General features: G+C 38.6%; 24 protein-coding genes. 9 read left to right on the plus strand and 15 right to left on the minus strand.

Annotated elements, in window-relative coordinates:
* From FK178_RS02045 to ggt, 4 genes are all read left to right on the plus strand, one after another.
* Positions 1 to 2217 carry an ATP-binding protein gene (locus tag FK178_RS02045; protein WP_146830506.1) on the plus strand — a complete coding sequence of 739 codons (2217 nt, stop codon included), beginning with the start codon at positions 1 to 3 and terminating at the stop codon, positions 2215 to 2217.
* A 38-nt stretch (positions 2218 to 2255) separates the two neighbouring features.
* Complete coding sequence (locus FK178_RS02050; protein WP_146830508.1) at positions 2256 to 2813, plus strand: response regulator; 558 nt, start codon at positions 2256 to 2258, stop codon at positions 2811 to 2813.
* On the plus strand, positions 2803 to 3360 hold the full coding sequence (locus tag FK178_RS02055) for a biliverdin-producing heme oxygenase (protein WP_146830510.1): 558 nt from the start codon (positions 2803 to 2805) through the stop codon (positions 3358 to 3360). Before FK178_RS02050 ends, FK178_RS02055 begins: the two co-directional genes overlap by 11 nt.
* A gap of 325 nt (positions 3361 to 3685) precedes the next feature.
* Positions 3686 to 5395, plus strand: a complete 1710-nt coding sequence (gene ggt / locus FK178_RS02060; protein WP_146830512.1) for a gamma-glutamyltransferase — start codon at positions 3686 to 3688, stop codon at positions 5393 to 5395.
* A gap of 50 nt (positions 5396 to 5445) precedes the next feature.
* Here the strand turns inward: ggt and FK178_RS02065 are convergent, their stop codons facing one another.
* Positions 5446 to 7788 (minus strand): sensor histidine kinase, encoded by a 2343-nt coding sequence (locus FK178_RS02065; RefSeq protein WP_146830515.1) that lies wholly within the window; start codon positions 7786 to 7788, stop codon positions 5446 to 5448.
* 189 nt (positions 7789 to 7977) lie between these two features.
* A complete protein-coding gene (locus FK178_RS02070; protein WP_146830517.1) occupies positions 7978 to 8544 on the minus strand; it encodes a pseudouridine synthase in 567 nt (188 codons plus the stop codon).
* A gap of 193 nt (positions 8545 to 8737) precedes the next feature.
* On the opposite strand from FK178_RS02070, the gene azu reads away from it, so the two are divergent.
* Entirely contained in the window at positions 8738 to 9256 is a 519-nt protein-coding gene (gene azu / locus FK178_RS02075) for an azurin (protein ID WP_205677202.1), read from the plus strand.
* A 49-nt stretch (positions 9257 to 9305) separates the two neighbouring features.
* On the opposite strand, the gene FK178_RS02080 is transcribed toward azu, so the two are convergent.
* The 8 genes from FK178_RS02080 to FK178_RS02115 form a co-directional block, all read right to left on the minus strand.
* The gene (locus tag FK178_RS02080) at positions 9306 to 10313 is read right to left on the minus strand and encodes a lipoate--protein ligase (RefSeq protein WP_146830519.1); all 1008 of its coding nucleotides are present in this window, start codon (positions 10311 to 10313) and stop codon (positions 9306 to 9308) included.
* 290 nt (positions 10314 to 10603) lie between these two features.
* Complete coding sequence (locus FK178_RS15890) at positions 10604 to 10720, minus strand: DUF1059 domain-containing protein (RefSeq protein ID WP_205677203.1); 117 nt, start codon at positions 10718 to 10720, stop codon at positions 10604 to 10606.
* A 138-nt stretch (positions 10721 to 10858) separates the two neighbouring features.
* Positions 10859 to 12247 (minus strand): MBL fold metallo-hydrolase RNA specificity domain-containing protein, encoded by a 1389-nt coding sequence (locus tag FK178_RS02090; RefSeq protein WP_146830521.1) that lies wholly within the window; start codon positions 12245 to 12247, stop codon positions 10859 to 10861.
* A 6-nt stretch (positions 12248 to 12253) separates the two neighbouring features.
* Positions 12254 to 13114: an ATP cone domain-containing protein gene (locus tag FK178_RS02095; protein ID WP_146830523.1), complete on the minus strand. Its 861-nt coding sequence runs from the start codon at positions 13112 to 13114 to the stop codon at positions 12254 to 12256.
* 42 nt (positions 13115 to 13156) lie between these two features.
* The gene (locus tag FK178_RS02100; RefSeq protein WP_146830525.1) at positions 13157 to 14011 is read right to left on the minus strand and encodes a universal stress protein; all 855 of its coding nucleotides are present in this window, start codon (positions 14009 to 14011) and stop codon (positions 13157 to 13159) included.
* Between the two features lie 29 nt (positions 14012 to 14040).
* Positions 14041 to 14895: a universal stress protein gene (locus FK178_RS02105; protein ID WP_146830527.1), complete on the minus strand. Its 855-nt coding sequence runs from the start codon at positions 14893 to 14895 to the stop codon at positions 14041 to 14043.
* Positions 14896 to 14897: 2 nt separating this feature from the next.
* Entirely contained in the window at positions 14898 to 15752 is an 855-nt protein-coding gene (locus FK178_RS02110; protein ID WP_146830529.1) for a universal stress protein, read from the minus strand.
* A 33-nt stretch (positions 15753 to 15785) separates the two neighbouring features.
* On the minus strand, positions 15786 to 16640 hold the full coding sequence (locus tag FK178_RS02115) for a universal stress protein (protein ID WP_146830531.1): 855 nt from the start codon (positions 16638 to 16640) through the stop codon (positions 15786 to 15788).
* A 317-nt stretch (positions 16641 to 16957) separates the two neighbouring features.
* Between FK178_RS02115 and FK178_RS02120 the strand changes: the two genes are divergently transcribed.
* Genes FK178_RS02120 through FK178_RS02135 form a run of 4 tightly spaced genes read left to right on the plus strand, consistent with a single transcriptional unit; the run spans position 16958 to position 20968 of the window.
* On the plus strand, positions 16958 to 17347 hold the full coding sequence (locus tag FK178_RS02120; protein WP_146830533.1) for a hypothetical protein: 390 nt from the start codon (positions 16958 to 16960) through the stop codon (positions 17345 to 17347).
* A 10-nt stretch (positions 17348 to 17357) separates the two neighbouring features.
* A complete protein-coding gene (locus FK178_RS02125) occupies positions 17358 to 17621 on the plus strand; it encodes a zinc ribbon domain-containing protein (protein WP_146830535.1) in 264 nt (87 codons plus the stop codon).
* Positions 17622 to 17664: 43 nt separating this feature from the next.
* Positions 17665 to 20232 (plus strand): cation-translocating P-type ATPase, encoded by a 2568-nt coding sequence (locus tag FK178_RS02130; protein WP_146830537.1) that lies wholly within the window; start codon positions 17665 to 17667, stop codon positions 20230 to 20232.
* Between the two features lie 10 nt (positions 20233 to 20242).
* Positions 20243 to 20968, plus strand: a complete 726-nt coding sequence (locus FK178_RS02135) for an LOG family protein (protein WP_146830539.1) — start codon at positions 20243 to 20245, stop codon at positions 20966 to 20968.
* Positions 20969 to 21000: 32 nt separating this feature from the next.
* Here the strand turns inward: FK178_RS02135 and FK178_RS02140 are convergent, their stop codons facing one another.
* The 5 genes from FK178_RS02140 to FK178_RS02160 all read right to left on the minus strand — a co-directional run bounded on the left by FK178_RS02140 (position 21001) and on the right by FK178_RS02160 (position 25100).
* Complete coding sequence (locus FK178_RS02140; RefSeq protein WP_146830541.1) at positions 21001 to 22002, minus strand: MlaD family protein; 1002 nt, start codon at positions 22000 to 22002, stop codon at positions 21001 to 21003.
* A 7-nt stretch (positions 22003 to 22009) separates the two neighbouring features.
* On the minus strand, positions 22010 to 22765 hold the full coding sequence (locus tag FK178_RS02145) for an ABC transporter ATP-binding protein (protein WP_146830543.1): 756 nt from the start codon (positions 22763 to 22765) through the stop codon (positions 22010 to 22012).
* 5 nt (positions 22766 to 22770) lie between these two features.
* Positions 22771 to 23547, minus strand: coding sequence for an MlaE family ABC transporter permease (locus FK178_RS02150; protein ID WP_146830544.1), 777 nt, complete (start codon positions 23545 to 23547; stop codon positions 22771 to 22773).
* A 151-nt stretch (positions 23548 to 23698) separates the two neighbouring features.
* Positions 23699 to 24301: a pentapeptide repeat-containing protein gene (locus FK178_RS02155; RefSeq protein ID WP_240793882.1), complete on the minus strand. Its 603-nt coding sequence runs from the start codon at positions 24299 to 24301 to the stop codon at positions 23699 to 23701.
* A gap of 67 nt (positions 24302 to 24368) precedes the next feature.
* Positions 24369 to 25100 carry an acetolactate decarboxylase gene (locus tag FK178_RS02160; protein WP_146830546.1) on the minus strand — a complete coding sequence of 244 codons (732 nt, stop codon included), beginning with the start codon at positions 25098 to 25100 and terminating at the stop codon, positions 24369 to 24371.
* Position 25101: the final 1 nt, after the last annotated feature.

Genomic DNA, 25101 nt, shown 5'->3' on the forward strand with positions numbered 1-25101 from the left:
ATGAAAGAACCCCTTAAAGGGTATCCTTATAAAGTTGACATTACAAATTGTGACAGGGAACCTATACATATTATAGGCTCTGCACAATCACATGGCGTTATTTTCGCCTGTGACCCTCAAACATTTTTAATCACCCAATGCAGTGAAAATTCGGCGAGCTTGCTTGGGCATGAAGCTGAAACCTTAATAGGAAAACCTCTTGAGGTACTGCTTCCCCACGATTATATTAACCGTATCCCGGCCCCTCTTGAGAAATTTACATTGCCCGAAATCGAAATATTTAATACTGTATTTCTCATAATTGCCCATTCCAGTGAAAAGCATCTTATTCTCGAATTTGAACCTGTGGGAGAGCAAATTGTCCCGGTAAAATTTCAGGAGCAGTTATCGCGTATTTTAACCGAACTTACCACAGCCAACTCTATTGCCGAGATTACCTCCCGGGCGGCTAACCTTGTGAGATCATTATTTGGTTATAACCGGGTTATGGTCTACCAATTTGATGATGAATGGAACGGAAAGGTAGTTGCTGAAGAAAAAGAGGAGCATATGGAAAGCTGGCTGGGATTGCATTATCCGGCAACAGATATACCCAAACCCTCCCGGGATCTTTTTTTGAAACAAGAAGTTAGGATGATAAGTGATGTTGGGTATATTCCGGCACTTATTATTCCGCAAATATCACCTTTGACCCATAAACCCCTGGATCTTTCATTATGTGAATTAAGAGCAGTGTCAACTATTCACATTGAATACTTAAAAAATATGAAGGTGGGGGCTTCGCTTACCGCAGCTATTGTACTAAATGGAAAGTTATGGGGATTGCTGGCCTGTCATCATAATTCCCCAAAATTTATAAATTACCATCAGCGCCAATCGGTTAAATTTCTCACACAGATTTATACCAATGCATTATCTGTAATAAGCACCAGGGATTTTCTTGCTAATAGTGAAAAGGCAACCCTCCTTAAGGAAAAATATCTTGAAGAGCTTAAATTATACAATGATCTTAACGAGGGCCTAACCCAGGAAAAGATTCCTTTCACCTCCCTGGTAAATTGTACCGGTGGCGCTCTTTATTTCAACGGGAGCTTACATTTACAGGGAATAACACCTGCAAAGGAACATGTGGAGCAGCTGGTTAAGGAATTTTTGAGTCAAAATACAGCCGGTATTTTTCACACCCAAAACCTGGAAAAAATTTACCCACCCGCTTCTATATATAAGGACAAAGCTTCCGGGGTATTATGCATTAGTATTGGAGAGACAGGTGAGGATCTAATGATATGGTTTAAACAGGAGAGTTCGCAGGAAGTGAGCTGGGGAGGTAATCCCGATAAAAACGCCATAGAGAAAGAGGGAGTTTTATATTTAAGTCCGCGTAAATCTTTTGAAAAATGGACTAAAAGAGTTTCAGGAATAGCTATTCCCTGGATGAAACATGAATTCAACCTTGCAGCTTCCCTAAGAGAAGCTATCATTCATATAATAGTGCAACAACAGCGAGAGAAAATAGAACAATTAAATACCAATCTCCGGCTGGTAAATGAGGATCTCACGGCTTTTGGTTATAGTGTTTCCCATGATCTAAGAGCGCCTTTACGCGGTATAAGCGGGTATGCCAATATTCTTAAAGAGCGAAATTATCAACTTCTGGATGACCTTGGAAAAAAGGGTGTGGATGTTATATTAAGGTCTACGGCTGAAATGAATGCACTGATAGAAGATCTTTTGAATTATGCAAAATTAGGACAAACGGAGGTTTCGCTATCCCATGTAAATTTGAATGAGCTGGTGGTAAACATTCTCGAAACCCTAAATACATCAGAAGAGTACAGGAATACCAATATAAAAGTTGATGAAAATTTACCCGCTTGTACCGGAGACAGAAGGTTAATTTCTCAATTGTTTTTAAACCTGGTACACAACGCCCTTAAATATTCCGCAGAAATGCCTCATCCTGAAGTTCATATAGGATATCTCCGGGAAAAACAACCGGTTACTTATTTTATCAAGGATAATGGAATAGGTTTTGATCCTTTGTTGGAGGCAAAAATTTATAATGTTTTTTCACGCCTGGTAGGAGATGAATATCCTGGTACCGGCGTGGGTCTTGCAACAGTAAAAAAAGTCATTGAAAAGCATAATGGTGATATATGGGTAGAAACAAGTCCCGGGAAGGGTTCATGTTTTTATTTCACATTAGGTAACGCCTGAGCAGGTCTAAATTTCTCCTTCCAATAAAATTAAAAAGTATGATAACTATACCAATGCGTATCCTTTTGGTTGAAGATAATAAGACAGATGTAGAGCTTATAACTTACCACATAGAAAAAATTGTGGAAGCCCCTGAGATAAAAACAGTAACCAACATTGATGACTACAACAGAGTATTAATGAATTTTGTGCCAGATGTTGTAATCTCAGATTATAATCTACCTACCTGTACAGGATTGGATGTTTTGGAGCATACCCGTGCAATAGAAGAAACTATTCCTTTTATTTTTCTCACAGGAGCAATTGATGATGAAGAATTGGCCGCCAATACTATCCTTTCCGGCGCCAGTGGTTTCATTCTTAAAAAACATATGGACCAGCTTGCCGAAAAACTAAGACCCCTATTGAAGAAAATTGTTTTTAATATGGGTGAACGGGAAGAGGTGAGGGAAAAAGTTAGAAGAAATAAGATTGTGGTGAATCAAATCTATAATTATTTGGATAAAATAAATATGGATAATAATGAACAGCGGGAAAATATAGAGAAGATCAAAAATAATATGAAACAAATAGACCTGGAAGAAGATGATGAATAAATTAAGGGAGGCCACTGCCCAATTGCACCGGGAAATAGAAAAAGATAATCTTGCAGGACGCATTATATCTCATGATATTTCACTTGAAGAGTATAAGTTGCTTTTGCTCCAAAATTATGTTGCATATGCTGTTACTGAAGGGGCCCTGGAAAAAAATCTTAAAAATTACCGGGGAGATAAGGCCAAAAGACTGGAGCAGGATCTTTTTAATTTAGGTCTTGATACGTCAATTGCAAATGAATTTAGTAATAAGTTCAGCCTTTCAAATAGGGCAGAAGCTCTGGGGGCTGCATATGTGGTGGAAGGTTCTTCGCTTGGCGGAATGTTGATAGCGAAAGAATTAGAAAATTGCAATGCTTTGTCATCAGTGGTTTCTCACAGTTTTTTTAACGGAGACAGGAACAACATAAAATCATGGAATTCTTTCTCCAAATCTATAAAACAGGAAAAATTTACTCCGCAGGAAGAAACAATGGCCATTGCCAAAGCAAAGGAAACTTTTCTTTTTTTTGGGGAAGTTTTTAGTACAGTTCAACTGGAATCATAATTTGAATACACACAATATTTAATAGTTGTTCCTTCTATGTTGTGGGATGGATTAAACATAATTTCATCCTGGCTATGTTGGAATATCGCTTCTTTCACCAAGCTTTCTTTTTTTAAAAATTATTACCCTATCTCATAGTTTTAGTTTAATTACTAACTAAAGAATTTGAAAAGCCGGTCCAAACAGTCGGCATTTCAAATTTTTTATGTTATTATCCCTGGTCTTTAATATTGAATTTAAAATTAGAAGATTAAGAGGGGCGTGTTGTATGGTTAGGGTATTTTCTTTAGGTTTACTTTACTAATAAAATTAAATAGATATCCCCATGAAACGGTACTCCATCCTTATCTTGCCGGTGCTTTTCACCTTTTTCACAACCGGTATTTTTTGTCAAACTGGAAGAACTCCCGCACGGGCAGTAAACGGGATGGTAGTTTCCAGTCATTACCTGGCATCACAGGCGGGGGATGAAATTCTTAAAAAAGGAGGGAATGCCATAGATGCTACGGTGGCAACGGCATTTGCCCTCGCAGTTAACCTGCCGTCTGCAGGCAATTTAGGAGGAGGCGGTTTTATAGTATATCACGGAAATAACGGTGCGCAAACTACATTTAATTTTAGGGAAAAGGCCCCACTTGCGGCCACTGCCGATATGTTTTTAGGAGAAGACGGAAAGATAAAAAATAATTCCAATCATGAAGGTTTACTTGCTGTTGGGGTACCGGGAACAGTGGCAGGACTTTTTAAAGCCCATCAAAAAATGGGAAAACTTCCCTGGGCTCAGTTAGTCGCGCCTGCGATAGACCTTGCTGAAAATGGTTTTCCAGCCACGTATGATATGAACTGGTTCGTGGAATGGGTGAAAAAAAATAAAAAGGAATATCCTTCCACCGCCAAAGCTTTTTTAAAGAATGGAGAAGAAATTTATTTTCCCGGGGAACTCTGGAAACAACCGGACCTTGCAAAAACTTTAAAACGGATACAGGCCAAGGGTGCCGATGGATTCTATAAAGGAGAAACTGCCGACCTCATTGCAGATTATATGAAGGCCAACGGCGGATTAATTACCCGGGAAGACCTTCTAAAATATGAAGCCGAAGAATTGAAACCGGTAACAGGAAATTACAGAGGATATGAAATTGTTTCAATGGCTCCCCCAAGTTCTGGTGGGGTGGCAATCATAGAAATGCTGAATATCCTTGAGGGCTATGACCTAAAACAAATGGGTCATAATTCGGCTATTTCCTTACATGTCCTGACAGAGGCTATGCGCCGGGCTTTTGCCGACAGGGCTCTGCATATTGGAGACCCTAATTTTAATCCCGGCATTCCAATTGAAAAATTAACTTCCAAGGAATATGCTGGCCGGTTACGGGAAACTATAGAATTGGGAATGGCTTCGGTAAGCGATTCTGCAAATTTCTCAGCTGCACATCTTGTTCCCGAAAGTCCGGAAACCACCCATGTTTCTGTGGTAGATAAAGAAGGGAATGCCGTTTCTATGACCTACACTCTGGAAGCGAGTTATGGCTCAAGAATAGTGGTAGATGGTGCCGGTTTTTTACTGAATAATGAGATGGGGGATTTTAATCCAATTCCCGGATACACCAATTCCAGAGGTCTCATAGGTACAGAACCTAATCTTGTAGAACCTGAGAAAAGAATGGTATCGAGTATGACCCCAACCATAGTTGCCAAAGATGGGAAACCGGTAATTGTTATTGGAAGCCCCGGTGGTCGTACCATCATCAATACTGTGCTTCAGGTAATTGTGAATGTGATAGACCATGAAATGAATATAGCAAGGGCGATTGAGGCTCCAAGGATCCATCACCAGTGGTTACCTGATATTACTTCTTTTGAAAACTGGGGATTTTCACCAGATACCCGTGATCTTTATGAGAATATGGGCCATAAAATAAGAACTGTTACCAACCAGGGACAGGCAATGGGTATTTTTATAGATCCGGAAACGGGAATTATTTATGGAGGGGCAGATTCCAGAAGTTATGATGCAAGGGCAGTGGGGGATTAATAAATACTTTATCCCGGCATTCATTAAAAATTGTGCCTCCAACAACTATCTTATTGCATATTTGCGTCATGAAAGAGAATATGGAAAGTGGTACCCTCATTAACTTTACTGGAAACCTCAATTCGCGCGTCATGGTCTTCAAGAATATTTTTAACCGAATTTAAACCAATACCTATCCCGGTGGCTTTATTGGTATAAAAAGCATCAAAAAGCCTGCTTATTTGCTCTTGTTCCAGACCTATTCCATTATCTGTAATGCTTAATTTAAAATCAGATTTTAACCTGCTTATGGAAAGCTCTATTATACCCTCATCGGGTGGGGTAGCTTCACAGGCATTCACTATAATATTAAGCAATGCGATTTGTAATTTTTCTGCATCGGCCATTATGTAATAAGGACCTTTATATTTTTTAACCAGTTTAATACCTGTAAGGTATATACGGTCTGCGGCTTTTTCAAGGGTTATATTTACACAGTGGGCAAGGTCTATTTTCTCAAGGATTGGGGTGGAGTAATTCGCAGAATTTAATAGATTAGAGACCAGATTATTAAGCACCTTTGTGCTGCGTGAAAGAATTTTGAAATAGTTTGCCAGTAATTTCTTTTGAGGTCCTTCTATCTTATGCTGGATAACATCTGAAGTCATTCTAATACTTGCCAGCGGATTCCTTAATTCATGGGCAAATGTACGCGCTATTTCTCCCTGAATAGAGAGTCTTTCGGCATTTAATAACGCCCGTTGTGTATCCTTTTGTTCGGTTATATTTCTCACCAAAAGAACATATTCCTCAACCCAGGTATTGTTTTTACGGTTAAATATCTTACCCCGTGCATTGAACCATTCCCAGTCGCTCCCTTTTGTCTTCACCCTGAAATCTATATCCAGTACATCCTTTTCAGATGACTTTAGGATCTTCCTGTGAAAATCCATTACAGACTCCCTGTCCCTGGGATGAATATATGTGATCATTTCCTCTAAGGACAAACCCAGGATCCTTTTCCTTGTCATTCCCGCCCGGGCAAGCATATCCTGATTTATATACCTTACACTAAATTTATCCAGGTTAATAATAATTATGGTATCGGGTGAGGTTTGCACCAATTGTCTTTTAAATCTAACAGCATCTTTCAGCTTTTGAGCTTCAAGTTTTCGGGCAGTGATATCTTCAATAGTTGCAATTAGGAGTGAGTCCTGGGTACGCGCTATTAACCTAAACCAGTGATTATAACCTTCTTTATCATAAAAGACCTCACGATCCAGGGTTTCTTTTGTTTCAATAACCTTTTTAAAAGCATCGAAAAATCCCATTTCAACTCCATGTCTGGAAATTTCAGTATAGGTTTTTCCAACAGGATCAAACCCGATATATTGGTGTCTTAAAATTTCATTGGTTCGTAAAAAAAGGAAGTCGGAGATATTCCCATTTTGATCATACAGTGTTTTAAACACCACAATCCCCTGGTTCATACTATCAAAAACCGTTTGTAAAAGCCGGTTGTTTTCGCTTAATTCCTCTTCTTTTTGCCTTCCCCGCTCTTCAAGTTCCAGTTTGGTTTTAATAAGGGCTTCCTCGGCAATTTTCCTTTCGGTAATATTATGGAATGTAATTGCAACCCGGCTGCTGTAAGGATGGCCAATTTTAAAAGCATACACATCAAGCCATAATTTGTCTGGTGTTGCGGCCTGTTCCTGGAACCGGATTGATTTCCCGGTTAAAGCTACTTTACCATAGGTTTCGAACCAGTGCTCCTCGAGATGGGGCTGCATCTCCCGCATTGTTTTCCCAATAGGATCATCAAGATCTACGTTTCTGTGAAAAGCTGGATTGGTGTCAAGAAAAAGATAATCGACGGCTGTTCCCTTTTTGTCAAAAATCATTTCTATTATACAATATGCTTCATCAATAGAATTGATCAAATGGTGATAAGAATTTTTAGTGGTATGATTATTAACGCTGGCCCCGCGATGACCGTTTCCTTTTTTATCGTCTACCCATTTATACCCAAGGGAAATTACGGCCTTTCTATCCTCATTATTTGGATTCCAGGTATAAAGCCTTTCTTTAAAAATATAAGTGTCCCAGTTTCCCTCACAATTTTTTAAGCGAAGGCATATTTCTCTTTCTTCGTTGGCTTTAAATGATTTTAAATGGGAAATATAATTTAAATAATCCCCCGGATGAAGCAGGTCTTTATGAAAATTCAATGTTTCATTAAGAATATCATTTGCTTTGGCCCCACAACATGCCTCCACCATATTATTGATAAATTCAATGCGCTGGTTATCTATATTGGTTATTATTAATATAGGTAATTGATCTAAAAAGGTCCTTGCATTTTTAAACTTATCACGCTTTACATGAATTTTCTTGCTTTCATTTCTAACTTCCATGTGTAACACATTTGTTAAAACTGTCCATAAATTTTGTGAAAGGAGGGTTTAAAATACTAAATATTTTCTAAATATTTCTTAATATTTCCTAATTATAATTAATAATGGTAAAACTAAATTGAAATGTATTGTTTTATGATAATTGGGAAATTGATGTTTAAAAAGTGAATCCTTGCCCCAGAGCGGGTTTTACAATTTAAATGTTTTAACCGCTTCTACTTCCCCGGGAATCATACTCCCCAGAAATTCGTTCCCTATTCTTATTCTCACCAGACGCAATGTTGGGTAGCCAACTGCCGCTGTCATTTTTTTAACCTGCCGGAATTTCCCTTCGGTAATCACAATTGACAGCCAGCTGGTTGGCCCATGTCTTTCATCCCTTATTTTTTTACCTCTTTCGGGGAATTGGGGAGGGGATTTGAGTTTAAATGCAGTACAGGGGTTGGTGGTGTATTTTTTGCCGTGAATTCCAATTTCCACTCCACTGCTTAATTTCGATATGGCAATAGGGTCAATATCTCCATCAACCTGCACATAATATTCCTTTTCAACAGTCCTGCTTCTTACTTCCTCGCTTATTTGCCCTTCATTGGTTAACAATAATAAGCCTTCTGAGTCTTCATCCAGCCTGCCAATTGCCATTGTTTCCTGCGGAAAGTCATATAGCTCTCCCAGCAATTTTTTATTCTTTCGTGTAGATTGATTATTTACAAACTGACTCAAATAACCATAGGGTTTATAGATCTTAAAATTCATGGTGATTTTTTATGAAACAAGATGACGGGCACTTTTGGGAGGTATTAATTTTCCATCTCATTTTACTTAAAATTTATTACTGAAACTCCCTAAAATCCATAGGAAAATAGGTTATTCAAATCAAATAATTTAACTTTGAGAGGCATTTCCAACATGCTAAAATTACTGAATTATTAAACTTAAAAATTAAATTATGAAGAATTTGAATAAACTCATTATGCTCTTAACCGCCATTTTCCTTATTAGTTGCGGTGATAAAAAGGAGGAAAAGGAACAAATAACTTTAGAAGCTCCTGAAACGACCGAGACCCGGGCAACAACCAGTGATTCCAATGAAAAGATGGTTGAGATAAGCCTTACCGGTGATGACCAAATGAGGTTTAATAAAAAAGAGATAAGGGTACGCGCCGGTCAAACTGTAAAATTAACCCTTGAGCATGTGGGCAAAATGGAAAAAAATGTTATGGGACATAATTTCGTATTGCTTAGCCAGGGAACAGATATTAATCAATTTGGACAACAAGCGGTACAGGCTGCCAATAATGACTATATCCCTCAAGGTTCATCAAATGTGATAGCCCATACAAAAATGATTGGTGGAGGTGAGAGTGTTACTATAGAATTCGAGGCTCCAGCCGCGGGAACTTATGATTTTATTTGTAGTTTCCCAGGGCATTATGCTGTAATGCGGGGGAAATTTATAGTTGAATAAAATATTTTATGAACGTAGGAGAGGCCGGTTTTCCGGCCTTTTATTATTATTATAAATCGGGTTGGTCCTCGCCATATAGCAGTTCCAGAAAATCCTCCTTATCCAGGGCACCAAAATAATCTTCTATAACCACCGGTTCAAGTACTTCAGAAATTTCCTCCCTGTCATAGCGTCTTCCATGAAATAAGGATTCCAGGCTTTCCACCGGTTCCTTTCCGAAGAAATCGCCAAAGATCCTGAGGCTTTCAATATGGCCCTTTTCAACAAATATCCTTAGGTCTATTTCCCCAATGGGAAAACGTTTGGAACGCTGAATATTGAATTTGGGTGAACTGCCGTAATTCCAATCCCAGGTAGCATATTTTTCCTCTTTTAACTGGTGCACTGCTTTCCATTCATCCGGGCTTAGATGGTAGGTCTCAAAATCCGGTTCTTCCCGGTATAGGCCTTTAAGGATGAAAGATCGGAAATGGTGAATATCCATGGGCTCCGGCAAAAATTCACTTATGTTGGCTACCCGGCTGCGTACAGATTTATGGCCTTTTGAAATAATTTTGCTCATCTTCACATTCAAAGCCCTCGTAACTTCATCAAGGTCACTATCCAAAAGAAGTGTCCCATGGCTAAACATGCGTTTCCCCGTTGAAAATTGCGCGTTTCCTGAAATTTTGCGGTCATTCACTACTATATCGTTCCTTCCTTTCAATTCGGCTGCCACCCCAATAGAGTTAAGGATCTTTATAACCGGCTCTGTAAATTTCAGGAAGTTGTTCAGGCTTTTAACATCATGATTTGTTATAAAGCTGAAGTTAAGATTGCCAAAATCGTGGTAAACAGCACCACCCCCTGAAACCCTTCGTACCACGTGAATATTATTCTCCTCTACATAACTAAGGTTGATCTCCTCAAGGGTATTTTGGTTTCTTCCTATAATGATGGAAGGTTCATTGATATAAAAAAGCAGGTAATCTCTTGCCGGGAAATTGCGCAGGGCATATTCCTCAAGTGCAAGGTTTACCCGGGGATCTGTAATTCCTTCATTTTCAATAAATATCATTAATTGAGCTTTAAGATCCTGCAATTACGGGACCGGTTAATTGGTATTGAAACAAAGTTACCAAAAGCAAATTATAAGGACATTTTTATAAGAAGAAAAATTGATGGGTAAAAAGTGAAATCTTTCTCCCCACGGCTTCAAATAACCATTAGTATTTTTTAATTTTAAAACATACAAAAGCCGCTCCGAAAATTGAAGATGACCTGTTTGCCTTAAAGGAATTCAATATACCTCATATTATTCCTCGGTGATCAATAAGGCAAGATCTTCTGAAATTTCTGCATTTGGAGTTACTCCATGAACCTTTTCACATGAATTGCAGCCTGATTAAGAACTTTCTGAGGAGACTCTCCTCTTATAACTGCATCACAATCAAACCCCGCGTCTCTGCAATATATCGTCTTCATAATGGTAGGTTTTAATTAAGGTGATTGAGTCCAAACTCCACCAGCCTACCATAAATATATTAAATAAGTTTTAAATAGGCCCCCAGGGAAACTATGTACAAATAACTGGCCATTTAAACCAGGCTCTGTCGCCAAATATTAATCTCCTTTTATTTCCTTTTCAAACTTAAAACTCACAACTTCGTTTAATTTTGGCTGGTGGGTTTTCCAGTTATATGTATCCTTTATTTTAAGCCGTAGTGAATCTGCTGCCGGTTCTTCGCCGTGTATAAGAAAGATCTTTTCAGGGATATTCTTTAAATGAGATAACCAGTCCAACAACTCCTGTTGATCTGCGTGGGCAGAAAGACTTTGAATTTCCATCACTTTCGCTTTTACAGGAAGATATTCTCCAAAGATCTTAATCTCGTGAACTCCTTCCTGTAATTCCCTGCCTCTGGTACCTTCAGCCTGGAAACCCACAAGAATTAAAATTGTAGTGGGATTTGAGATGGCATATTTAAGGTAGGTTAAAACCCTTCCGCCGGTTACCATGCCACTTCCTGCAATTACAACCTTGGCCCTTTTATCATCTATGGTATCCCAGGTTTCTTTAAAAGATTTGATCACATTAAAATGTTCCTGCATTTCATTAAGCTCGCCCGCGTTAAGCTTATGCCAATTTGAGAAATTCCTGAAAATATCATATACCTTATTTCCCATTGGACTGTCAATAAAAATGGGAATATGTGGGATCTTCTTCTTTTTGTATAGTTGGAATAATATATACATAAGAGTTTGCATCCTTTCTACTGCAAAACTTGGGATTATTAGTGATCCGCGCTTTTCTATCGTTTCTTTAATAGCTTCTGTTAATATGACCTCTGTATCATTTTCGGGATGCAACCTGTTCCCGTAGGTACTCTCCATAAAAATAAAATCTGCCCATTCGGGTTTTACAGGTGCTTCGAGCAAAAGATCCTTATCCCTTCCAATATCTCCTGAAAAAAGGAAAATTTTTCCGTAGATATCAAATTCAATGTAACAGGCTCCCAGAATATGGCCATTTTTCTCGTACTTATACTTTATACCCGGTGCAAGTTGTACCCATTCAGAAATTGCAGTATGCTTAAATAATCTTATGGTTTGCTGTACATCCTCTGTGGTATAAAATGCCTCTGCAGGATCATGTATGCTGTAGCCTTCGTTATTGGCCCGCTCTGCATCCTCTTCCTGGATTTTTGCACTGTCTTCCATAATAACGGCTGCAATTGCCAGGGTTGGGGCCGTACCTATAATTGGTCCTTTAAATCCCTGCAAGACCAATCTGGGAAGGTATCCTGTATGGTCCAGGTGCCCGTGGGTGAGTAAGACGGCATCAATTTGAGATGCAGGGAAATCCAGAGGATCCCAGTTTAAAAGCCGCAATTCCTTTAAACCCTGAAACATCCCACAATCAACCATAACATTATAACCCGGGGTTTCCACAACAAATTTGGACCCCGTAACGGTCCCCGAGGCTCCAAGAAAATGCACTTTAACTTCCATGTGTGTTCATTTCAGGGGTTTTTTAAAATGGCAGAGCTCTTTCATTTCCAAAAGGATCCTGGCTTTTCTTTCTCCCGAAATATCCAGGTGATCCAGGTAAAAATTATCCTCTGTTAATTCTTTGCATAATACGACATCACGGCTAAGCAAAAACTGTTTTTCACGCTGTGTAAGCAAGGTGGAAACCGTGATTGGATATAAACCAGTGTGGTCTATCCTGTCTTTAAGAGCATTTCCTTTGGGCAGGTCCCAACTCAACAGGTTAAGGCCTATACATTTACTATATTGGATGGCATCATGGGAAAAACGCGTATTGGTCACAACCCAGCCCTCATTGAAAGCAGGATGGGCTGGATCTTTTTCATGGCTAAAGTTAAAGATATCAGTAAACCTGGAGTGTATGTATAACGGGGTTTTGACATCGCAGAATTTTCCCGGATCACTATGAAATTTACATTCCATTATAAAGGTTTCTTTATGGTTTGTGGCCACAACGTCTACTTCATGTTTTACACATTTACCCTGCATTATTTTCCCTATTTGAATTGAAAAGCCTGTATGACGAAAGATAGCTCCTATAAATTTCTCAAAAGGAAAACCGGTGGGGCCCAATTCATAAATTGCTCTTTTTAATTTATAACGCGAAGCCGAATAACTATTTTTTTCCTTTAATATATTAAAAGCCCGGTTATAAACCTCGCGGGTTGTAATCCCATCATATAATTCATTTTTCAACTTTTGAAGAACCGTATGGATAAGGGAATCTTCAGTTCCTGCTTTTTTAAGGGAAGCCGCCACTTTATCCATGGAGAATTTGACCTTCTCTCCCGAAGCTTTTATAATGTATAGGTTTTTTTTTGTGCTCATTATGAAGTTTGATTTCAACCTATCCCGGAAAACAAAAGAATTTTAATGATGCTCCTGCAGTACCAGTATTGGAAATTGAGGAGATTCGCTTAGTTCTTTCACCAGGGAACTGGTGAATAATGCTGAAAAAAATCCGTGTTTGCGGTTGTATAATGCAAGGATCGTACTGCTGCGGCTTTCCATAAAAGCGTGTATACCCGGTGCGACTGAAATATTTGTAAGGGTGTGAAAACTATGATCTATACCTTCAAAATATTCTGTAAGTAATTCCTTGTTTCCTTCCTGCTCATCGGTGATTTTTCGGTCACCGTTAATATTTAAAATACGAATGGGGGCATTAAGTTTGGAGGCAATATCTACCAACGTAGCGAGCTCTCTGCGCTTGTAATAATATTTAAAATTGGTTGCAAATACTATTTCTGCTTTCGCAACTTCTGGTGATTTGGAAATTTCAGGAATTACCAGGATGGGGCATTTTTTTACATTTTCAATTATTGTAACAGCATTGCTCCCATAGAGAGCATTCATAGGGTTACCTTCCCCTTTTGTGCCCATCACTACCAGATTTATTTCTTTGCTTTTAATTATCTCCTTAACAGCATTTAAAACGTTATTGTATACCGAGATCATTTCAAAGGTATGCCTTGAGTTATCTGCCGTTGATTGTAAACCATCCAACAAATCTTCGAGGCCTTTTTCTGAAGTAGCTTTGGCCTCTTCAAAGGATTTTTCGCCCGGTTCAGGGGTTATTATACTATCTGTTGTAAAATGGTATAGCTGGTAAGCATTTAAAAGGAAGAAAGTACATTCCTCATCCTTATAAAGAGTTGTGGCATAATTCAATGCATTCCAGGCATTCTTTGAAAAATCTGTTGGAATTAAAATGCGCTTTTTCATATTTTAAGAGTTTACATTCACCAATTATCCTAATATTCTTCCCGCTTTAATTGAAGAACCAGCACGGGTATCTGGGAATAATTCCCAAGATTTTTATAAAGAGGTTCTAATAGTATATTTTCAAAAAAACTGTGTTTTTTATTAAGGAAAGCAATCATATCACTACCCCGGCTTTCAGTAAACGTGTATATACCTATAGGAATTGAAACGTTCGCCAGGTGATGAAAACTGTGAGGTGTGCTTTTTAAAATTGCTTCCAGCGCTTGCTTTTTATCTTTTTGCATTTGAGTTAATGCAGTAGTTTCTTCAATATGTAATACTCTTAAAGACGCATTATTGCGTGACAAAAACCTTTTAATAAAACTAAAATCTTCAGGCCTGAAATCCATCTTGTAGCTTGTTGGCAATACTACCTCATTTAAGCCTTTATACTTTACGTGAGAAGGAATTGCCAGAATAGGGCAATTACGAACTTCTTCCATAATGTTTTTTGTATTTCTCCCAAATGCAACATCATGAGCGGCTGTATTGCCTTGAGTGCCAATAATAACTGCCTCCACCGGTGCAGATTCTATTTGCAGGTTAATAGCAGGGACCAGGTGATCATTTTGAGATACGGTAGTAAAATTATGGTTAAGGTTGGAATATTCTATTTCCAGGTTATTTACAAGATCTTGAAGTTTATCTATTGAATCCTTTTTGGCTTGTTCCAGGATATGTTTTGCAGGTTCAGGCATTAAAAGACTGTTGGCAAAATACCCTTCGATGTTATAGGCATTAAGAAAAATGAAATGGCAGGTCTCCCTTCTATAAAGATTGATTGCATACACTGCCGCATTCAAAGCATTATCTGAAAAATCTGTGGGCAGAAGAATAGTTTTCATACTTATTTATTGAATTTGCCAGATGGGATCACTAAAAAAGGTGTTTTTACCCTAAAGCCTATTTCGTTGATCACGGGCCGGAACAGCAAATTTTCGAAGAATGAGTGTTTATTGCTAATCATTGCCAGAACATCCGGCTCATGCTCTTCCTGAAATTCATAGATCCCCTCAGTAACAGTATTCTTTTCTATGCTGTAAAACTGGTGGGGAACATCTTCGAAGTAATTGGCCAGGATTTTTTTTGATTTTTCCTGTTCCGCCTCCAAAGGATATCCAAAAAAGACATGCAGGATATGAATTTTAGCATTGTTTTCTTTAACGAGGTGTTTTAATAATTTCAAAAGCTCCCGGGTGTAATTAATATCATAATCTGTAGGAAAGAGGATACTTTCCGGGGTTTTAAAATCGCAGCCGGAGGGAATTGCAAGTAATGGACATATCGCCCGTTTAATGGCGTGCACGGTATGTGTGCCAAAAAGAATTTGAGCAGCACCTGTGGCTCCCTGGGTACCCATAATCACAAGGTCTATATTCCGGGATTGAACCTGCTCCTTTATTTCCTCGTTTAGCAAACTAAAAGAGGGGATAAGCTCATAGGAATGCAGGTCATTAGGATATTCTGTTATAATCCTGTTTTTAACTTTTTCCAAACCACTCTGGGAATTATTCTTATAAACTTCATCCAAACTAAGGGAAGCAGCCGGGCTGTAAAGGATGTAATCTGAATCATACAAAACCGGTGTATAAGTATTCAACAGGAAGAATGTGCATTTCTCATTTTGGAATAGCTGTACTGCATATTTAATCGCATTGAATGCATTTTCAGAAAAATCTGTAGGAAGTAATATTTTTTTCATGACAATGAGCTTTAGGCCAGGTAATGTAATAACCTATCTGCATTCCCTGTAAAAATTCTGTAATACAAGGAAAGGGATCTTAGGATAAAGGCTTATTTTATCAATAGTTGATTCATACAATATATTTTCCAGGTAGGTATGCCTGGAGTTTGCCATTACAAGGAGATCTATTTTCAAATGTTCCAGTTGCTCATAGATTACCCGTTCCCGTGAGGCCTCATCTACCCGGTGATATTGGAAATATTCTTCCAGGAACTGAGTTTTTATAAATTCAAAATTTTCTTTTTGCCGAAGGGATTCTATGGGGAAATTTGAAATATAAAGCATATGTATGGTAGCAGGAAAAGATTTGCTTATTTCGGCCACCAGCTTTAATTCCCTTTTTTGATATGGCAACATAAAATTGGTTGGAAACAATATATGCTGAAGGTCCTGAAATTTATAATTTTCAGGAATTGACAAGACCGGGCACTGTACATATTTTATAACCTGTAGGGTATTGCTGCCAAATGTCAACTGCCGGTCATTGGTCTTGCCACGGGTTCCCATAACCGCAATATCGGCCTCCTCTTTGTCAACCAGCTCATTGAGCTCATCTATTAAATGGCCGAAGGCAACGTGGGCTTGAAACCGGTGCCTAGGATTTGGAGAGAATTCCTGGATCTCCCTGAGAATAACTTCAAGTTGAGATTCGTATTTTTTTTGAAGGTCTTCTTTTACAGCATCCATTGCGGTGCGGGTGAGAATCTCTTTGTTATTATACACTTCCTCCGCAAAAGCATGCAGGATATGAAATTCACTTATTTCGTGTTTAAACAATTCCACCGCATATTTTAATGCGTTCATTGCATTTTCTGAAAAATCTGAAGGGACCACAATCTTTCTCATAGCCGGAATATTTAATACTCTCAAAGTTATATATAATCAATCTCTTAAAATATGACCAATGTCAGGTAATAATGCCCTGTAATTTCACAAAAGCCTTAATATCAATTAATTTTATGCTCATTGGTCAAACTTAAATTATAGGCTTGACGGCCAAAAGGTTTAAATACAAGCTTCTTAAATTTAAGCTTAAATTTTTCATTTTAAGTCATTATTTCGACTTTAATATTTGGGTTAGTGGGTGATCTTTATCATAATATTTCTCGTATCTTACTGTTATATTTAACCTATATAAGTTACCCTTTAAAACCTGACCTCCCATGGAATCTGTAAAAAAATTATATGAGAATCTTGGAAAGTTGTTTTATGCAATTGCTGCGGTAGATGATGAAATTCATAAAGAAGAAATAGATACCTTAAAAAAAATCGTTCAACGGGACTGGGTAAGGGTAGATGATTTTCACGATGAATTTGGCACAGACGCGGCTTATTTTATTGAGATTATCTTTGACTGGATGGATGAAAATAAACCTCCGGCTTACCAGGCCTTTTATGAGTTCAAAGATTTCAAGGAAGATAATGAAGGCTTGTTCACAACCAGGATTAATAAACTTATATGGAAAACCGCTCTGAGTATTTCTGAATCTTTTGAGGAGCGAAATCCCGAAGAACAAACTATGCTTTCCAAGCTTCGGGAACTAATTCAATAATAATTTTCTTATGAAACCACTACAATGTCAAAGTTGCGGAATGATGTTTCCAAAAGAAGATGTGGGTACTAACCGCGATAATTCCCCCAATGAGGATTTTTGTTATAATTGTTTTCAAAACGGAGAATTTACAGATCATCATTTGACGCTTCATAATCTTGAGATAAGATTGCTTGAAATGGCCAAGTTACATAACGAGATCTCCCTGGAGGAAGCGCAGCAAATAATAAGAGTATTGCCCGATCTAAAAAGATGGCGAATGAACCATATTTAATATTACAAAACATCTTGCCGGGTTGAAACACTAAGAAGTAAATATGTCTCAAGGTGTAAAAGAAAATCCATTTCCTTTCAGGGGGCTTACGGCTCAGGAAGTATCAGGTTCGCGGGCGGTTCACGGCCAAAACACTATTGAAGACAATCACTCAGGATTTTTCTGGTACAATTTAAAGGAAATTGTGCGGGAGCCAATGTTTCTCCTGCTTCTTGCCACCTCTATTATTTATTTTATTCTCAGGGAATTTTCCGAAGGATTTTTTCTCCTGGGAGCAATTGTTCTTATTTCAGCTATTTCTTTTTACCAAAATGCCAGGAGTAAAAAGGCCCTGAGTGCTTTAAAGGAATACACCCAAAGTTTATCAACCGTTATAAGGGACAAACAGCTTCAAAAAATCAAATCGGAAGAAATAGTTGTTGATGACGTGGTAGTAGCGAATGAAGGGGAATTAATAACTGCAGATGGGGTTTTACTTCAACAAAACGATTTTCTGGTAAATGAATCTATATTAACCGGGGAATCCCTGAGTATTGCAAAGACTATTGAGGACCCGGATAAAAACCTTGTCTACAAAGGAACCGCAGTGGTATCCGGCCAGGGGGTATATAGGGTGACGCAAATTGGAAAAGCAACTAAACTGGGAAGGATAAATACTTCCCTTAGTGAAATTGAAAAGATAAGGTCACCCTTGCAACAGCAAATTTCCAGGTTTGTAAAGCAAATGGCTATTGGCGGTTTTTTGATCTTTCTGGTGATTTGGGGCATAAGTTTTTACAATTCACGGGATGTGTTTGACAGCCTTCTTAAAGGGCTCACCATAGCGATGTCTGTTTTGCCGGAAGAGATCCCTGTGGCCTTTGCTACCTTCATGGCGTTGGGCGCATATAGGTTAATGAAACTTGGAATTATTGTGAAACATACCCAAACCATAGAGACTTTGGGGTCGGCAACGGTAATATGTACAGATAAGACAGGGACCATTACGCAGAATAAAATGGAACTTTTTAAGGTATATGACCATAAAACCGGAAGAACCGCGGAAAAGGACCATTGGAAGGAAAGCGAATTTCAAAATATTATAAGGATAGCAATGTGGGCCAGTGAAATTGTTCCTTTTGACCCCATGGAAAGATCCATTCATAAAGCTTACAAAACCTTTTCTACAGAAGATGAAAGGCCAAAATTTTCCATGGTACACGAATATCCCCTGGGTGGAAAACCCCCAATGATGACCCATATTTTTGAGAACGCTGAAGGGAAACGTATAATCGCGGTCAAGGGAGCCCCTGAGGCTGTGATAAATCATTCAGGCTTAAGCAATGCTGAGAAGGAAAAGATAATGACCGAAATTTCCAGGATGGCCTCTAAGGGATTTAGGGTCCTGGGCGTAGGAGAGGCTTTTTTTGATGGTAAAGATTTTCCAGAAAAGCAGGAAGAATTTAAGTTTGAATTTTTAGGATTGGTTGGATTTTATGACCCGCCAAAAGAAAATATAAATGAAACCCTGCAGCATTTATATAATGCGGGGATCAGGATCAAGTTAATTACCGGAGATAATCCTGCGACTACCCATACAATTGCCCGGCTTGTAAATTTGCAGGGCAGCAATGATGCCGTAACCGGGGAGGAGTTAATGAACCTTAATCAGGAAGAATTTGACCGAAAGGTCTCTCAAGCCAGCGTATTTTCAAGGATCTTCCCGGAAATTAAAGTGAAAATAGTTAATAGCCTTAAACGGCAACATGAGATTGTGGGAATGACGGGAGATGGTGTAAATGATGCTCCTGCCTTAAAAGCCGCCCATATTGGTATTGCCATGGGCAGGCGGGGTTCAGATCTTGCCAAGGAATCTTCTTCCCTTATTTTATCTGATGATGATTTCGGGAAAATGGTAGATGGGGTAGCTATGGGCCGCAAGATCTATTATAACCTTAAAAAAGCGATCCAATATATAATTTCAATTCACATTCCCATTATTTTAACCGTGGCATTACCGGTAATCCTGGGCTGGGTATACCCCGTCATTTTTAGTCCGGTTCATGTGATCTTTCTTGAACTTATTATGGGACCTACCTGCTCCATTATTTATGAAAATGAACCTCTGGAAAAGAATAGCATGCTTAAACCGCCCCGTGCGATGGACCAAACCTTTCTAAGATGGAAGGAGTTATCTGTGAGTGTTTTTCAGGGTTTGATGATTACCGCCGTGTGTCTTGGAATTTACCAGTATTCAGTACTTCATATGTATAGTGAAGATCTCACGAGAACTATGGTTTTTAGTACCCTTATTGTAGCCAACATTTTCCTTACGCTGGTTAACCGGTCTTTTTATTTTTCGATATGGACCACTTTTAAATATAAGAATTCGCTTATTTGGGTAATCATAAGCGTTAGTTTCGTGATCCTGCTTTTTATGGTTTATAATCCCGGTTTAGGTTCCTTCTTTAAACTGGAGCCTATGGCAACAAACCAACTGCTTATAGTGTTGGTAGCCGGTTTTGCAAGTGTTATCTGGTTTGAAATTTATAAAGCGATTATAAGAAGAAGGAAGCCGTTAAAACTTTTTTCATCTGAAATATTAGAAACAGGGAAAGGGATAATCCGTTAAAATTAAGGGTTTGAAAAACGCACATAAGAACAAAATTTTACCGGTGCTTACCGAAGAGAAAAAATTTCTCTCAGGACCGCGATCCCGTTTTCGAAATTTGTTATTTATCTTCAAAGTGTCGTGGCATTTTATACGCGGTTTCAGGAAAATGCACTTCCTTGGACCTTGTGTCACAGTATTTGGGTCCGCCCGGTATAAAGAATCCGGCAGATATTATAAAAAGGGCGTTGAGGTAGGAGAAGCGCTGGCAAACCTTGGATTTACTGTTATGACCGGGGGAGGACCGGGAATAATGGAAGCTGCCAACAGGGGAGCATATGAAGCGGGAGGATACTCTGTAGGTTGTAATATTTTATTACCCCAGGAACAAACCCCTAATCCATATCTACATCGTCAAATTACCATACCTTATTTTTTTGTGAGAAAGGTTTTGTTAATCAAATATTCTTTTGCTTTTGTGGTAATGCCCGGCGGGTTTGGAACGATGGACGAATTCTTTGAATCACTTATGTTGATCCAAACCAAAATGATTAAAACTTTTCCTGTAGTGTTATTTGGAACTCAATACCATAAAGATCTTATCGCCCATTTAAGGCTAATGGCCCGCAAAAAGACCATAGATCCCCGTGATATGAAATATTTGTTGATCACAGATTCTGTTGAAGAAATGTCAGAACATTTAAAGAAGTATTCTATTCTAAAATATAAATTGATCAAAAAAAAGAAGGGAACCTGAGTGAGGGTTGGGCTGGTTAGACTCAATAAGCTTTAAAGCCCGGATTTTTCATTTTCTTTTTCCTGCTTTAACTGTTGCCGTTCAAGTTTTCTAAAATAACCCCTGAAGAAAAAATTATGTTTCAGGGCCTCCATATTCTCATTAAATTTTACACTTGCCTCCTCTACATTTTGCAGCGTATTATCCAGATTATTTGCAAATGTGGTATCCTTCATTACAAAGTTTAATGCACCTTCTCCTTCTTTTAAAGTAACTGAGAATTCGTTTAAATTTTCCGTTATCGAATGTATTTCCCGCGATGATTCCTCTAATTGGTTAAGTAAAGAGGATATCTTTCCCGCAGCCACGGTATCACTTAATAACACGTGCGCAGCACTTTCTTTATAGTTAACTTCCGCAAGGATCTTATTTAACCGGTTAACAGAGGTGAGAGCTGCCCGGCTTGTTTGATTAAGATTGGCGATACTTTGTTTAAAATCTGTATACATTGCATCGTCCTTGATCAACCCCCCCAAAACACCTTCTCCTTTATTTATAGCGGTAGTGATCTTTAAAAGATCTGCAGTGAGGAGCGCGGCGTTTTCATTGGTTATATTAAGGGTTGTCAACATATCGGCGGTTGCAATTTTGCTGATAGACGGGATAGTATCTCCGGCTTTTACAAATTGGGTGGACCCGTCATTTCCCGGAATTATATTAATGATCATACTCCCTACAAGCCCGTCTGATCCTGTAGTGGCCTGGGAGTTTTTCCTTATGAGAGCAATGGCCTTATCATCAATTACCATATCTACCAGAATAGCGGTATCATTTAAAATGGTTATACCCTTAACCGTTCCCACGTTAACTCCTGAGTATCTTACGTTATTGCCCAGTTGAAGGCCATTTACATTTTTGAAAACTGAATGTATGCGGGTGGTATTTCCAAAAAGGTTTTGTCTTGCCCCAATAAAATAAACTCCCGCTACAAAAATTATCATTCCGGTGATCACGAAAATGCCTAAAAGCACATTTCTACTTGAATTCTTTGCCATAATTCTTTTATTTAAAAAAAGCCATGATCTTTGGGTCTTTAGAGCTGGACAACTCCTCAAAAGTACCTTCAGCGTAATTAATACCATCCAGTAAGAGAATCATCCTGTTGGAAATTACCCGGGCACAATCCACATCATGAGTTATTATAAGTGATGAGGTGTTGTATTTTTTCTGAATCGTTTTCATTAACTCAATGATCTCTTTTGAGGTAATGGGATCAAGGCCTGTCGTGGGTTCATCATACAAAATTATTTTAGGTTGCAGGATCAAAGCCCTTGCAAGCGCTATTCTTCGTTGCATTCCACCTGATAGTTCTGCCGGCATCAGGTTTATTGTATTTGGCAATCCTACATTTTCCAATGCTTCATGTACCAAAGCATCTGTGTTTTTAAGATCAAATTTCTTCGTGTGCCTGCGAAGGGGAAATTCCAGATTTTCCCTTACGGTCATTGAGTCGTACAACGCACTACCCTGAAATAAAAAACCAATTTCAGTGCGGAGTTCATCCATTTCATGCCTGGCTAATGTTGAAATATCATTCCCCAACACTTCAATACTTCCCTGGTCCGGTTCCATAAGCCCCACAAGGCACTTAATCATTACCGATTTTCCCGAACCCGATTTCCCCATCATAACCAGGTTCTCCCCTTCAAACAGCGTAAGATTAAAACCATTCAATACCTCCAGATCCCCAAAACCCTTATGCAGGTTTTTAATTTGCAGCACAGGTTTCTTGCGGGCTTTATGTTGTAATTCTCCCATAGTGCTTAGTAAAATATATCTGCAATAAAAACGGCTATAAAATCTATTACAAATAATAACATGGAAGTATAGACTACAGCTGCATTGGAGGCTTTTCCAACCCCTGCAGTGCCTTTTTTACTGTTGTAACCTTTAAAACAACCCACCAGTCCAATCGCAAATCCAAAGAAGAATGTTTTAATAGTGGCAGGGAAAAGATCCTTGTATTCAAGCGCATTGAATACCTGATTAAAATACAACTGAAACGAAACACCCCCCTTTAAGTTTTCTATCAAAGCCGAGCCAAACAATGCTATCGCATCTCCAAATACCACCAGTACAGGTAACATGAGAATAGCCGCCAAAATACGTGTAACTACCAGAAATTTGAAAGGGTTTGTGCCGGAAACCTCCATGGCATCAATCTGTTCGGTTACCCGCATAGACCCAAGTTCGGCACCAATTCCTGAACCTATGCGCCCGGCACATATTAGTGCAATAATTACCGGGCCTATTTCCCGCACTATAGATATACTTACCATAGAGGGCATCCAGGCTACTGCGCCAAATTCAATTAAGGTAGGCCTGGATTGCAATGTGAAAACCAACCCAAGAATAAATCCGGTAACCCCCACCAGCAGGATAGAACGGTTACCCATATTATAACACTGTTTCAGTAATTCCCTGAACTCAAAGGGCGTGGAAAATAATTCTACAAAAAACCTTCCTGCAAACCGCGCAAGCTCCCCGGCCTCTTCAAAAAAAGATCTTACATTGTGGTATAAAGGAATGGATGTTCTCATAGAACCCAGGTTAATCCGTTACAAATTTAATTCAGAAACTACGGGGTATAAATGATAATAGTCAGTATTTATGACTCTAATGTGGGGAAATAATAATTATTTTTTATTCAGAATAAATAATCTTCAGTAAAATTTAAAATAAGCGAACTTTTTAATTTTCAATAATAATTTTATACCTGCCAAGTAAACCTGCAATATTTGCACGTGAAAATCTTGCTGCGGTAATACTGTTAACTTCAGGATCTATTGAAAAATTTTGGGAAGTTCGGAGATCTGCTTTCTGTAAAATGGAATTACTAAATGTTGTCCCACTTAGATCACAGGAATCAAAAACGGCATTGCTAAGATTGGTTTCAGTAAAATCTGTTTCCCGCATTCTGCACTTGGAAAAATGAGTTCCTTTAATGTTTAGTTTATAAAAGGATGAAAAATCCAAAATACAATCCTGGAATTCAAAAGATAATAAAAAGGGGTTACACGCATCGAATCTTAACCCCATCAATTTACAATTGGAAAACAGCACATCTCTTAGGGTAGTCCCTGCAAATTGTGATAAACTAAAATCACAATTTTCAAATTTACAATCAATAAAGGAAAATGGCCCAAGGTTTTGTTGAGAGAAATTGCAGTTGGTAAAAATGCAGGATTCAAATTCTGCAGGATAGAGTTCTTCCGCAGTAAAATCCTTATTTTTAAAATCCTGATTTTCTATTAAACTCGCCTGCATTTCTTTTTTTGTTTGTGGTATGTTCATTATTTCGCAACCCAAGGGTGGGAACCTTGAATAAATATACAACAAATTGCAGCTAGTTGGAGATAACCTATTTACGGGCCAAATATAATTTGGCTGTGCCGGGCTGGATATTTAACTCATCTAAATGTCCCATTTTCCCCCTGTCCTCTGTGATTAAGTGCATATGTAAATAGGAATCATGGTGGGTAAATATTCCTTGGTGACTTGTAGAGAAAAAGCCTCCTATTAAAAACCGCTCGTTGGTGAGAAGATAAGATACCTGCCCTGAATGTGCCTCTTGCGGAGAGCTGACTGTAGTTCCGGGAGGCAGGTTCTGGATGTGGATAAGTGCATTTTTAGCGATTCCGGTAAGCTTAAACGCGAAGGGCCTCTCCAGGTCTTTGGTGAAGCCGTCTAAATAGCTTTCAAGATCTGCAATGGTTCTGATAGAATCGGGGAGGTGGGATTGCTCCCAATCCTGCACCCGCGTATAAACAAGGAAAGGTGCCTTCACTTTAAAGTTTTCCTCTACCTGCATACTCGAATCTGTGACAACTTTCGAAATATAGGATTTACCGTCAATAACCAAAATCTCCCCTAAAAGATTTTCCAGCGGCCCCACGGCGATAAGATTTTCCTTATGCGGCAGGCTATCCAGCTGGACAGTACCCTGAAGTTCTCCCTTCAACATAACGTTTTTCATTGCCCCACTCACCTTAACCATGGATAATTCGGTATTTGGCTTCGTGTCATTATTACCGCAACTCAAAAAAAGAAAACTTAAGAAAAATGTTAAATGAAGGATGGTCAATGATCTCATT

Origin of the sequence: Antarcticibacterium arcticum, assembly GCF_007993795.1 — a bacterium.
GTDB lineage: Bacteria > Bacteroidota > Bacteroidia > Flavobacteriales > Flavobacteriaceae > Gillisia > Gillisia arctica.

What these genes read in the sequence shown, in the direction of transcription:
- FK178_RS02045 (WP_146830506.1), top strand. Translation starts at nt 1, where the DNA reads ATGAAAGAACCCCTTAAAGGGTATCCTTATAAAGTTGACATTACAAAT.
- FK178_RS02050 (WP_146830508.1), top strand. Translation starts at nt 2,256, where the DNA reads ATGATAACTATACCAATGCGTATCCTTTTGGTTGAAGATAATAAGACA.
- FK178_RS02055 (WP_146830510.1), top strand. Translation starts at nt 2,803, where the DNA reads ATGATGAATAAATTAAGGGAGGCCACTGCCCAATTGCACCGGGAAATA.
- ggt (WP_146830512.1), top strand. Translation starts at nt 3,686, where the DNA reads ATGAAACGGTACTCCATCCTTATCTTGCCGGTGCTTTTCACCTTTTTC.
- FK178_RS02065 (WP_146830515.1), bottom strand. Translation starts at nt 7,788, where the DNA reads ATGGAAGTTAGAAATGAAAGCAAGAAAATTCATGTAAAGCGTGATAAG.
- FK178_RS02070 (WP_146830517.1), bottom strand. Translation starts at nt 8,544, where the DNA reads ATGAATTTTAAGATCTATAAACCCTATGGTTATTTGAGTCAGTTTGTA.
- azu (WP_205677202.1), top strand. Translation starts at nt 8,738, where the DNA reads ATGAAGAATTTGAATAAACTCATTATGCTCTTAACCGCCATTTTCCTT.
- FK178_RS02080 (WP_146830519.1), bottom strand. Translation starts at nt 10,313, where the DNA reads ATGATATTTATTGAAAATGAAGGAATTACAGATCCCCGGGTAAACCTT.
- FK178_RS15890 (WP_205677203.1), bottom strand. Translation starts at nt 10,720, where the DNA reads ATGAAGACGATATATTGCAGAGACGCGGGGTTTGATTGTGATGCAGTT.
- FK178_RS02090 (WP_146830521.1), bottom strand. Translation starts at nt 12,247, where the DNA reads ATGGAAGTTAAAGTGCATTTTCTTGGAGCCTCGGGGACCGTTACGGGG.
- FK178_RS02095 (WP_146830523.1), bottom strand. Translation starts at nt 13,114, where the DNA reads ATGAGCACAAAAAAAAACCTATACATTATAAAAGCTTCGGGAGAGAAG.
- FK178_RS02100 (WP_146830525.1), bottom strand. Translation starts at nt 14,011, where the DNA reads ATGAAAAAGCGCATTTTAATTCCAACAGATTTTTCAAAGAATGCCTGG.
- FK178_RS02105 (WP_146830527.1), bottom strand. Translation starts at nt 14,895, where the DNA reads ATGAAAACTATTCTTCTGCCCACAGATTTTTCAGATAATGCTTTGAAT.
- FK178_RS02110 (WP_146830529.1), bottom strand. Translation starts at nt 15,752, where the DNA reads ATGAAAAAAATATTACTTCCTACAGATTTTTCTGAAAATGCATTCAAT.
- FK178_RS02115 (WP_146830531.1), bottom strand. Translation starts at nt 16,640, where the DNA reads ATGAGAAAGATTGTGGTCCCTTCAGATTTTTCAGAAAATGCAATGAAC.
- FK178_RS02120 (WP_146830533.1), top strand. Translation starts at nt 16,958, where the DNA reads ATGGAATCTGTAAAAAAATTATATGAGAATCTTGGAAAGTTGTTTTAT.
- FK178_RS02125 (WP_146830535.1), top strand. Translation starts at nt 17,358, where the DNA reads ATGAAACCACTACAATGTCAAAGTTGCGGAATGATGTTTCCAAAAGAA.
- FK178_RS02130 (WP_146830537.1), top strand. Translation starts at nt 17,665, where the DNA reads ATGTCTCAAGGTGTAAAAGAAAATCCATTTCCTTTCAGGGGGCTTACG.
- FK178_RS02140 (WP_146830541.1), bottom strand. Translation starts at nt 22,002, where the DNA reads ATGGCAAAGAATTCAAGTAGAAATGTGCTTTTAGGCATTTTCGTGATC.
- FK178_RS02145 (WP_146830543.1), bottom strand. Translation starts at nt 22,765, where the DNA reads ATGGGAGAATTACAACATAAAGCCCGCAAGAAACCTGTGCTGCAAATT.
- FK178_RS02150 (WP_146830544.1), bottom strand. Translation starts at nt 23,547, where the DNA reads ATGAGAACATCCATTCCTTTATACCACAATGTAAGATCTTTTTTTGAA.
- FK178_RS02155 (WP_240793882.1), bottom strand. Translation starts at nt 24,301, where the DNA reads ATGAACATACCACAAACAAAAAAAGAAATGCAGGCGAGTTTAATAGAA.
- FK178_RS02160 (WP_146830546.1), bottom strand. Translation starts at nt 25,100, where the DNA reads ATGAGATCATTGACCATCCTTCATTTAACATTTTTCTTAAGTTTTCTT.